At 42.3% G+C, this 11462-nt stretch carries 6 protein-coding genes; 5 read left to right on the top strand and 1 reads right to left on the bottom strand.

Features of this window, described 5'->3' with window-relative positions; translation table 11 throughout:
- The first annotated feature begins 210 nt into the window (after positions 1-210).
- From M3196_RS21595 to M3196_RS21585, 3 genes are all read left to right on the top strand, one after another.
- On the top strand, positions 211-2178 hold the full coding sequence (locus M3196_RS21595) for an LTA synthase family protein (protein ID WP_251324356.1): 1968 nt from the start codon (positions 211-213) through the stop codon (positions 2176-2178).
- Between the two features lie 260 nt (positions 2179-2438).
- Positions 2439-3578, top strand: coding sequence for an S-layer homology domain-containing protein (locus M3196_RS21590; RefSeq protein ID WP_251324355.1), 1140 nt, complete (start codon positions 2439-2441; stop codon positions 3576-3578).
- 161 nt (positions 3579-3739) lie between these two features.
- A complete protein-coding gene (locus M3196_RS21585) occupies positions 3740-4819 on the top strand; it encodes an S-layer homology domain-containing protein (RefSeq protein ID WP_251324354.1) in 1080 nt (359 codons plus the stop codon).
- A gap of 211 nt (positions 4820-5030) precedes the next feature.
- Here M3196_RS21585 and M3196_RS21580 read toward each other — a convergent pair whose 3' ends face one another.
- Positions 5031-6197 (bottom strand): polysaccharide deacetylase family protein, encoded by a 1167-nt coding sequence (locus M3196_RS21580; protein WP_251324353.1) that lies wholly within the window; start codon positions 6195-6197, stop codon positions 5031-5033.
- Positions 6198-6453: 256 nt separating this feature from the next.
- On the opposite strand from M3196_RS21580, the gene M3196_RS21575 reads away from it, so the two are divergent.
- Both M3196_RS21575 and M3196_RS21570 read left to right on the top strand, forming a co-directional pair.
- Positions 6454-8994, top strand: a complete 2541-nt coding sequence (locus M3196_RS21575; RefSeq protein ID WP_251324352.1) for an S-layer homology domain-containing protein — start codon at positions 6454-6456, stop codon at positions 8992-8994.
- Between the two features lie 254 nt (positions 8995-9248).
- Positions 9249-11339, top strand: a complete 2091-nt coding sequence (locus M3196_RS21570) for a stalk domain-containing protein (protein WP_251324351.1) — start codon at positions 9249-9251, stop codon at positions 11337-11339.
- Positions 11340-11462: the final 123 nt, after the last annotated feature.

Genomic DNA, 11462 nt, shown 5'->3' with positions numbered 1-11462 from the left:
ATTCGATGTAATCTCACGAGTTTTTGCTTAATCTAACGAAAATTTCAATATACTCGCGAGCCGACACAGTTCGACACCTTCAACACCTTCACAAGCACCAATCAGATGTGAAACCACCACCTAAAAACCTGCAAACCACCATCAGGAACGATTGCCCTTTTTTATATATAAATGTAAAATGAGAGAGGTACTGAAAGGGGATACAAGTGAATGATTTTACAAGGTTTCAAGCGTTGGGGATGGGACTTCTTTTTTTACGGAGCCTTTCTAATCGCTGTTTTTCTTAAACTCTACTTATTTGGCGCGTTTTCCGATACCGTTTTTGCTCGAGCTGGGCTCGTCGGCTACATAAAAGAAAGCCTCGGCCAACTCATAAATGAAGGAACCATCGTCGGTTTCTATGCAGGTCTTACCTTAATCAGCGTCGGAGCACTCCTGCTTGTTTCATTTTGGACGCTTTTCTTAAAACAAAGCAAACGCTGGATCAGCTTACTTATACTTAACGCGGTCCTTACGTTTTTAATCGTCGGGGACCTGATCTACTACCGCTATTTCAACGATCTTTTGTCGATGACCGTGCTTTCTCAAGCCAATCAGGTCGGTGCGATTTCTGGTAGTATACTAGATTTATTCCAAGCAAAAGACATCATTTTCATAATGGACCTGATCGTTTTAACACCACTGGTCATCATTTTGATCAAACGCGGAAACGGCCACCTGAAAGCTCGTGCCGTAACACGAGGGGCACTCGGTCTTGCTGCATTCATCATCGGATACCTCTTCGTCATGAGCCCGATTAACGAATACACAAAAAAGTACGGATCGGCACTTTTTGCGAGCAATTGGTATAACATGGCTCTGTATAGTCAAACCGGCTTACTTGGCTTTCATGGCTTTGACATGTACCGGTATGTGAACGAGGCTGTTTTCGAACAAAAGAAAATCTCAGCAAAAGAATCAAAAGAGATTGAAAACTGGTTCAACGATCATCAAAAAGAGATGAGCAAGGAAACGCCATTTTATGGTGTTGCTAAAGATAAAAACGTGATCATGATCCAACTCGAAGCTTTTCAAAACTTCGTGATCAACCAAAAGATCAACGGCGAAGAAATCACGCCGAATATCAATAAACTCATCAATGACAGCATGTACTTCCCGAACTTCTCACTTCAAACGGGACAGGGACGTACATCTGATGCAGAGTTCCTGGCGAATGCATCCCTTCATCCGTTATACTCGGGATCGGTGTATGTTCGTTATCCGAGCAACACATTTGACTCATTGCCAGGAATCTTAAAACAAAACGGCTACGAAACTGCTGCTTTCCATGCTTACAAAAAGAGTTTCTGGAACCGTTATGTCGTGTATGACAACTACGGATTCGACCACTTCTTCGGTGAAGGGGATTTCAAAGACGGAGAAATCGCAGGCTGGACGCTTGGGGACAAGCCGTTCATGCAGCAATCAGTGGACGAACTAGTGAAAATGAAAAAACCGTTCTACGGATTTATGGTCGCACTCACAAGCCACCACCCGTATAACATTCAGTCTAAATTCCGTACGCTAGATGTAGGGGAATATGAAGGATCAATCGTCGGCGACTATCTGCATTCCGTTCACTATGTGGATGAAGCGGTTGGCATGCTTGTTGAACGACTTAAAAAAGAAAACCTGTGGGATGAAACCGTCCTGCTCCTTTATGGGGACCATGACTACGGTGTCGATAGTAATGAAGCGATGATGAAGATTGCTGGGGAAGATTTCACTCCGTACAATATCGAAAAAACGTTCCATGAAGTGCCGCTCGTGATGCACTTGCCGAACGACGAAGCAAAAGGCGTGTATGAGAGAACAGGCGGCCAGCTCGACCTTTCACCTACCATTCTCCATGCACTCGGCGTTCCGTTCGACGACCGTTTCCAGATGGGCGGCAACCTTTTCGAGGAGAAAAACCAACTTGTCATCCAGCGTGATCTCTCGTTTACGAATGGAGACTACACATACAAATCCTCAACGGACGGATTCTTTGATAAAGGAACGTGTTTTGATGGCAAGACAGGTCAGATTACAGATATCAACCTTTGTAAACCAGCTTATGATCAAGCGAAAAAAGAGCTTAACATCTCTGATAAAGTGATCTTCAGTAACGTTTTGGAGAAGCTGATGAAAAAAGAATAAGAATAAAAGGGAGACTCATCTAAAAGGATGAGACTCTTTTTTACTTTCATAACATAATTAATAGGGTTAACTTTTTATTTAGAAGAAAAATAATATTGTTGAATAATGACGAAACGTAACACCTCCTCAAAAGCCCTCTATATCAAGAATTATGCGAGCATTTATTTTCAAAAGATAGGACTAATAGCATAGGACAAACTGATGAAAAAATTATAAAATTTTTCCGTAATGTATAATATTTTGAAATGAGGGGAACTTTTTTGAAAAAGTTTATTGGTGGTTTATTAAGTGCAGCAATTATTGCTGGATCACTAGCTTCACCCGTTAAAGCGGAGGAATACAAGAATCCAATAGATTTCTATTATCCGGATGATACGTGGGGACATTGGGCTGAAACAGAAATGCTGGATTTGCTTCAAGCGGATATCTTAAAGGGTCAGCAAATTGAAGACCGTAAAAGAGGTGAAATCTACTTATATTTAAATCCGGAAAACACTGTTAAGAGAGCGGAATTCGTGACAATGATCGTTCGTGCGCTTGAACTTGAAACAACCAAGCAAGGCATTAACTTTACGGACACAAAAGGACACTGGGCACAGAATGAGATCAATACGGCAAGTGTTTTAGGAATTGTTAACGGTAAAACGGCAACAACGTTTGATCCTGAAGGCAAGATCACGCGTGCTGAAATCGCAGCGATCGTAGTAAGAGCATTTGAACCGACCGTTGCTTTTGAAAAAGGAACCGCATTAAACTTTACGGACTTAAAGAGCACACACTGGGCGTATGATGAAATTCGTAAAGCTACAAAAGTAGGAATTGTAAGCGGAACCAGCAAAACAACCGTTTCTCCAGATAAGACTGCAAAGCGTGCTGAAGCAGCTGTCATGATTCACCGTGCTTTATGGAAAGAGGAAGTTGGTAAACCAAACCCTGCACAATTAACAACGTTTATCATGGATAACGAGCGTGCAGGGTATGAAGCGTACAATAACCGTGATATCGATGCGCTTATGCTTATGAATGAACAAAATCACTACGGTATGGCTTATACCATGACCGTTGATTTTAATGAAATGAACCGTTGGTGGTTTGAGGAAATGCAGGAATATGAGGATATTTACAAAATTGTAGGTGAACCGACACTTACAGTAATGGCATCTTCCACTCGTTTTGCTAAAGTGAATGTTCAGAACTTAAAAGTTGAAAATACGTTTACCTATCCAGAAATTGATGAAGAAACTGGCGAGAAAACTGGAAATATCCTAAATGGAACGGAAACTCAAGATTTATCAGGCATTTATCACTTAGTAAAGCGTGATGGATCATGGAAAGTGTACACAAATGACTATTTGAAATGGTGGCTTTACGAGGATTGGGAAGAAGCTTGGGAAGAATAGGAGCTTTGAGTTTACTCAAAGCTTTTCTTACAAACTCGTAAATTATTAAAATATAGCTCTTTCTGTCAATAGAAATAGTAAATTAGATGCAAGACAATAATCCGTAATGGATATAAAATTTTCCTGTAATAACAAATTATGAGAATAAGGGGATAGCGTCGATGAAAAAGTTTATCGGTGGCGTATTAGCTGCAGCACTATTGGTTTCACCGTTTGGACAAACTGCTTTAGCAAATGAGGACGAAGAATATTTTCCGGATCCGTGGTATTACTATTCGGCGGAAGACATTGAAGGCCACTGGTCACAAGAAGACATGGAGAACATGCTTCAAGCCGATATCATCAGAGGGGTACGTGGCGCGGATGATCTCCTATATTTACAACCCGAAGCAAAAATTACACGTGCGCAATTTACTACTTTAGTCGTTCGTGCACTTGAGTTAGAAACGGATAAACCAGGTAAAGCTTTCACTGATATTGGCAAGCACTGGGCGAAGGAAGAGATCAACATCGCAAGTGCGCTTGGCATCATCAACGGTAAAACAGACACGGAATTCAAACCAGATATGAATATAACGCGTGCTGAAATCGCGAAGATCATCAAAATTGCATTTGATCCATCCGTGACGTTTGAAGATGGGACTCCGAAAAGCTTCTCTGACCTAAAAACGAGCCACTGGGCTTACAAGTATATCCGTGAAGTAAGCGGAGTGGATATCTTGAGAGGAAAGACGACTACTACGGTAGAACCTGACAGCAATGCGAAACGTTCGGAAGCTTCTGTTATGCTAAAGCGTGCGTTATGGCTTGAAAATATTGATCTTCCAACTGATGAAGAAGTAACGGGTCTTATTTTAAGCAGTGAATCCGATACACTTACTGCTTTAAATGCTCAAAACGTTGATGGATTGTATGAAGTGAATGAGTTAACACGATTTGGATTAGGTTATGAAACGGGTGCATATGATGCTTGGTTCATCGATACATTTATTTTCGACGCTGGTGAAACATTAACTGGTGAGATCGCGTCACATCCTTCTATGGGAGTAGAAGCGGTATCATCTCGTTTAGTGAAAGTAAATGTTGAAAATTTCATTATCGATTACGTTCAAAAAGACGCTGAAGGCAATGTGATTGATGAGTTCTCAGATGACCGCTCTGGGGAGTACTACCTAATCAAGCGTTATGGCGAATGGAATGTGTATAGTTCGGATTGGTTAAAATTATATTTAGAGTTTTAAATAAGAAGAGGGTGTCTCAATGTGAGGCACCCTTTTTTGTGTGTGGGGGTTGCCGACGATTGTCGGCTCGCGAGTATATTGAAATTTTCGTGAGATTAAGGCGAATTCTCGCGAGAATATCATCCATTTTTGTGAGAGTATCTGCAATTCCTGTGAGATTATGTCTCCCTATCCTTTAAATAGAAGGAAATGGACTCCATTTCTACCTTATTTATTTTAATACATACTTGTTCCAGAAGTTATAAGGCTGGATGGAGGCGGTAATGGGCACAGATGTATAGCCTTTGTTCTTCAAATTCGCCGTGATCGACTTCAAAATGGCTACCGTATCCGCTCGATCGTGTAAAAGGATGAGTGGAGCCGCGCCTGTTTTCACCACCGCGTTAATCTGCTCGTTCGTGTATGAACTTGTCTTCGCAGCATTATTATGATTCCAATCCATGCTGTCCACGTTCCAGTCCCACATTTTATAGCCCGCTTGATTCATCGCCGTACGAAACGCCTCTGTCATATACGGCTTGCTTCCGTATGGGGTGCGGATAACGTTTGAAGGAGATCCCCCCGTAATCTTTTTCACTGAATCAAAACAAGAACGCATCTCCCCAACAGCGGCGGCGGGCGAACTGTAGAACTTATATTTATCATGAGTGACGCCATGGCAGGCGATGGTATGACCTTCGTTAAACATGCGTTTAATGAGCGTTGGATTGCCGTCGACACTCGGCTTAAGTACAAAGAACGTCGCTTTCAAGTTGTTTGTTTTTAGAAAATCAAGAATTCCAGCTGTATGTTTGTTTGGTCCGTCATCAAAGGTAAGGAAGGCTCTTTTGGCTGCTGCTGGTGCAGGCGGCTTCGATGGAGGCGGTGGTGTATGTGCTTTGCGGTATGCTTCAATTTGGATTTTGTTCTTTTCGTAAAGCTGCTCTAACGTAAATACTACGTTAGTATCAGAAACACGGGCGATCGGACCTTTTTGTAAATAAGTCACTTCGTATCCAAAAGCCTCACTAATCTGGCGGTAAGGAACGAGCAAACTATTATTGATGTTTATATAGGAAAACGAAACAGTGGATGATCCATTTATGAGCTGTTTCTTCACAGTATCTAAAACAATGACTTTGTTTCCTTTTGTAAGTATAACCTTTCGTGTAGGTTCCTCCCATTCAACCTTAAATCCTAAGTGACTGCTGAACGACCTGACCGGTACATATGAAGTGCCATTGACTACTCTTGGTGCAGGTTGGAGATTGAATAAGATCTGGTCATTGTGTGCCGCGAAAATGAGAGAGTTCCCATGATCTGCTTTTGCTGGTTTAACCAGGACAAATAAAGAGATCGTAAAAAATAAGACAAGTACAGTCAGGAATTTACTCTTCATATTAATGTTCCCCTTCATGTTTTATAGAAAAGCGGTTTTACATTATATGAAGAAGCGAATTTGTTCAGAATCGGGGTGCTTTTTTACTGTTAGAATTAACAAACTAGAAAAACCAACATAAATCTACATTTATTTTCCTAACAAAACAATTTTAGTGCTTTTTCCCTATATTTTTACATAATCTTGCAATCTATGGAATCTATTATAAAATAGAATATGTTGGTAAAATTTTCATCATGGTATGGGGGAGAATGTAATGCGGGGGAAGAGATTTAAAAAACAAACAGGGGCTATTTTGGCTTTATTGATGGCCGGTCAGGCGATGCTAGGGGCTACTTCAACAGATGCTTCAGACTTTGAAAACGGGAAAACCGTAAAGGAGTATAAGCTATCAAAAGCTGCAACATATAAAAAAATTACATATAACAGCGGAAATCCTCAAGATATTTATATGCTAGAAACGAAGTGGGGACAGGATCCTAATACACAAATAAAAATTGGAGTTCCAAATCCTATTAGCAGTTTAATGACCGTATCAAAAAGGGCAAAACTAGATAACCGTGCCGGGCATTATGTAGCTGGAGCGGTGAATGCATCCTTTTTTATGAGAACCGGAACTGGCGATGCTGATTATGGGTATCAGCCGACAGGTATTCTTTCGCAAGACAATAAAATTATTAATTATGGTGTTGTAACCGGAGATGCTGCGTCACCTATGAATGTAGCAGTTGGTTTTGGAATTGGGGCAGATGGAGAACCGATCATTGATTATACACGTCCTAGTCTATCATTCAACTTTAACGGACAAACACTTCCTATTTATAGTATGAACAACATACGTGAAGCGGAAAAAGGAATACTTTATAATAAGAATAATAAATTATCTACTACTGGTACGAACCAATGGGGGACGGAAATCGTCATCACTAATACGTCTAAGAATCCTGCACAAATCGGATTTGGTGACACAATTACAGGGACGGTTTCTGCAATCACAAGATTAGGTCAAACTGCGAATCATACGATACCAACGGATGGAATGGTCGTTTCGTTTGCAGGCGGCACTTTATCTGACCAGCTCAAAAGCGTGAAACTAGGCGATACGGTTTCTGTTGCTGCGAATATCGAATCTAAATGGCAGGATGCAAAATTTATTTTAGGCAGCGGTCCAATGCTGGTTCGGAACGGAAATGTTGAGATTTCAATGTCTTCGAAGGACTATTTTGTCTATGGACCTAATGCACGTACCGTTGTAGGGTATGACCAGGACACGAAGAAACTATTTTTTGTTGTTAACGATAAAGGTACGTCTACGAGTAAAGGTTCATCTCTGACAGCCATGGCCAACTATATGATCTCACTTGGTGCAGATTACGCGATGAATTTGGATGGCGGTGGTTCGTCAACGATGGTTGCGCGTCCATATGGTGCTTCTGAACCTGTCCTTATGAACGTGCCATCTGATGGGTCGGAACGTGTGGTTTCAGCAATTTTAGAAGTTGTAAACACAGCAGCAGCAGGAACAGCAAATATGTTGGTGCTGGGAGCTGCTCCTTCCTTAGAAGTTGGAATGAGCGCACCAGTATCGTTAAAATATGCACTGGATGAAAACTATAATCCTCTTAATCTATCAGCCTCCCAGCTAACGTGGACGGTTGAAGGGGATGTAGGGACCATGCAAGGAAACGTCTTTTATGCGAAAAAAGAGGGTAAAGGGACGATTGTTGCGAGCTACGGTAATGCTACAGCCAAAATTCCTGTAGAAGTAACAAGTTCTGTACCTGCAGGAACAAAGTTTTTATCGCTTGATACGTTCAATTCGTTAAGCAACTGGCAAGTAGAAGGAGCGCTTGCAAAAGTAACACTTTCTTCTGATACCTATTATGCAAGAGAAGGGTCAGCGGCACGAATAGATTACGACTTCTTAAACAGCGGCGGCGGAACAACAGCAGCTTATCTAACAGCGAAACAATCCATCTCTGTTAAAGGAACACCGAAGTCAATCGGCGTTTGGGTTCATAATGATGCGTCAGATCACTGGCTGCGCGGTGAAATTATTGATGCCAAAGGACAAACGCAAAGAATTGATTTTACAGCACAAGGCGGAATGACTTGGGACGGTTGGGGCTATCGAGAAGCAAAGCTAGATTCTAATCTGGCATTCCCGATTAAGTTCAAAAGGCTTTATATGGCGGAAACAGACGTAACGAAGCAAAATAAAGGTACGATCTATGTTGAAAAATTGCAGGCAATCTATGACACTACTTATGTGGAGCCTGTGTTTACAGATTTAAATAAAGCACCATGGGCGAAAACATCAATCTTAAGACTATCCAGTCAATCGATTATTAACGGCTACCAGAACGGCCAGTTTGGACCTAACGATAACATCACCCGGGTTCAGGCGGCCATCATGATTGCAAAGCAAATGGGATTAGACACGACGAACGTCGAAAATCCAGGATTCAGTGACGTATCAACAGCAATATTTGGCTACGATAAAATTGCTGCGATCGCTGAAATCGGTGCGATAAACGGATATCCTGATAATACGTTCAGACCGAACGGAACGTTGACGCGTGGCGAAATGGCTGCGATCGTTCAAAGAGCTTATCAATTAAAAGGTACGACAACGAAATCGTTCCCTGATGTAAAGCAAGGATATTGGGCATATGATTCCATTCAAAAAGTCTTGGCGAACGATATCGTCGGTGGATATGAGGACGGCACTTTCCGGCCGGGAAACCCGATCACTCGAGCCGAATTTTCCGCGATGTTGGACCGATATATTAATTAGTAAAAAAACGTTTTAAAACATTAAACATTATGGAAGTATAGCCGATATTAAGGATACTAAGTAACACATCCTAACAAGAACCTGTCCAAATCTGGGCAGGTTTTTGTTATTTAGCAGAGAAAATTATATAGCAGGCAAATATTAGATGTTTTGTAACAATAATTTGACAAAATATAAGACTTTTTGACATTGACGTTAAAACATATTACTTATACGCTACAAAGGTAGCTTAATTTTGGAAGGGGAGAATATTTTTGGGGAAACGACAATTTCATAGTTTCATAGCTCTTTGTCTGATCGTCTCCATGTTTTCCGTGTTTGGTTTTACGGGAGGCCAAAAAGCGGAGGCGTCACACGATTTGGTGAATCCGAATCAGTTCTATACATACGATGAGATGATTACAGACATGAAAGAACTTGCCGCTCATTATCCTGGATTGATCAGCTATAAGGAAATCGGGCGCAGTGAATACAACCGTCCGATCTACGCGATCAAACTCGGAAAAGGCAATGCAAATGTGTTCGTTAACAGTTCTCATCATGCCCGTGAATGGATCACAACCAATCTGTCCATGGACATGATCGATGAGTACGCGACTGCCTATACGAATGGGGATTATCTCGGCAAATACAACGTCCGCGATATCCTGAACAAAACGACGATGTGGTTCGTGCCGATGGTGAACCCGGATGGTGTAACCCTTCAGCAATACGGACTGTCCAAGTTTCCATCTGCTGACCATTGGAAATTGATCAATATGAACGAGGGAAGCACCGATTTCAAACGCTGGAAAGCCAATGCGCGCGGTGTCGACCTGAACCGCCAGTATGATGCGGATTGGGCGAACATCAAGAACAATACAGGCAAACCTTCCTGGAGCAACTACAAAGGAACAGCACCTGTGAACCAGAAGGAATCAAAAGCAATTGTGAACTTTACAAATCAGATCAATCCTGAGATGGCGGTAGCCTACCACTCAAGCGGTGAGATCCTGTACTGGAACTTCCACCAGACAGGCAGCTGGTATGACCGCGATCATGCGTATGCCAAAGCCATCGGAAATATGACCGGATACCGTTTGATCTATCCAGGTTCGAATCCTTCAGGCGGCGGATTCACCGACTGGTTTATCATCAAATACAAGCGACCTGGTTTTACCCCTGAACTTGGGAACTACGCTGGAAACACGCACGTTCCCGTTTCAGAATACCCTGCGATTTGGTCGCAGAATAAATATGTCGGCTTATATGTGGCACAAGAGGGCTACAAGCTTTATGTGAAAAGTCCGCGCTACAAGCCGGAACAAAAAGTAACCGTGTACCTCAATGGCAAGCTGTTCTCTTATGAGAAAGAGCCATTTATGAAAAATGATCGCACTTACGTTCCACTACGCGGTGTCTTTGAACAGCTGGGTACGACAGTGAAGTTTAACGATGCCACCCAAGAAATCAAAGCAACAAGATGGGACCGAACGATTACGTTAAAAATCGGATCCAAGACAGCAACGGTTGTCTCTGCAAAAGGTACATCAACCATCACGTTTGACACAGCACCTGAGATTATCGACGGCCACACGGTAGTGCCGATCCGATTCGTCGCAGACGCGCTCGGTGCCGAAACGAAGTGGAATGGCACGACATATACCGTTTCGATCACCGATAATTATGTCAGATATTCACACATAAAAGATCCGAATCCTGTGGGTGTAACCCTAAATGGTGAGAAACAAACCTTTGATCCACCAGCTCATTTCTATGGCTACGACACGGTGTACTTGCCGCTTCGTAACCTGTTAACTGCGATGGGCGCAACCGTAACATATAAAGACCATGTCGTAACGGCTGTGAAAGACGATCAGACAATGGTGATCAACCTTGAACTGAGAACCGTCTCGCTTAACGGAAAATACATTTACTTCAACCGACCTGTCATCCTAGACAACGGTACAACGATGCTTCCAATCCGTGACATTTCAGAAGCATTCGGTTTCGAAGTTTCTTATTCTCCAGAAGAGAGAATGGTGTACGTCGTAACTCCTGACGCTGCTGCGGCAGAAGAGGCACCGGCAGAAGAGGCACCTGCAGCTGAACAGCCTGCTCCTGCTGCAGAGGCGGATGCTCCAACAGAAGCACAAACGGTAGAGGAACAACCTCAAGCAGAAGAGCCAGCAGCTGAAACACCAGAGGAAACAACGCCTGCAGAAGAAGCACCTGCAGTCGAAGAGCCAACTGAAGATGAATCTGCACCAACCGAGCAAACCACTTCAAAGGAATCAGAAAATGGCCAGATTGAGACTCAATCTGTTCCGGATTTGGTAGAAACACCTTTGAATGAAGAAAATTAATGCATAAAGTAAACCATGCCCAATAATTTGGGCATGGTTTTTCTGTTTATAAGGTGTGTGAAGATGGAATTCGGTTCAGTTATCAATTGTAAGTTGAAACAATCTCGCGAGAATGGATGATAA

This window comes from Fictibacillus nanhaiensis, assembly GCF_023715445.1.
GTDB classification, from domain to species: Bacteria; Bacillota; Bacilli; order Bacillales; family Fictibacillaceae; genus Fictibacillus; species Fictibacillus nanhaiensis_D.
Note: the sequence above shows the minus strand (reverse complement) of the source record. Positions and strands in the feature narration are given on the sequence as shown.

Bases quoted from the DNA above. Each gene is read 5' to 3' on its own strand.
- M3196_RS21595 (WP_251324356.1), top strand. From the start codon at position 211: ATGATTTTACAAGGTTTCAAGCGTTGGGGATGGGACTTCTTTTTTTAC.
- M3196_RS21585 (WP_251324354.1), top strand. From the start codon at position 3,740: ATGAAAAAGTTTATCGGTGGCGTATTAGCTGCAGCACTATTGGTTTCA.
- M3196_RS21580 (WP_251324353.1), bottom strand. From the start codon at position 6,197: ATGAAGAGTAAATTCCTGACTGTACTTGTCTTATTTTTTACGATCTCT.
- M3196_RS21575 (WP_251324352.1), top strand. From the start codon at position 6,454: ATGCGGGGGAAGAGATTTAAAAAACAAACAGGGGCTATTTTGGCTTTA.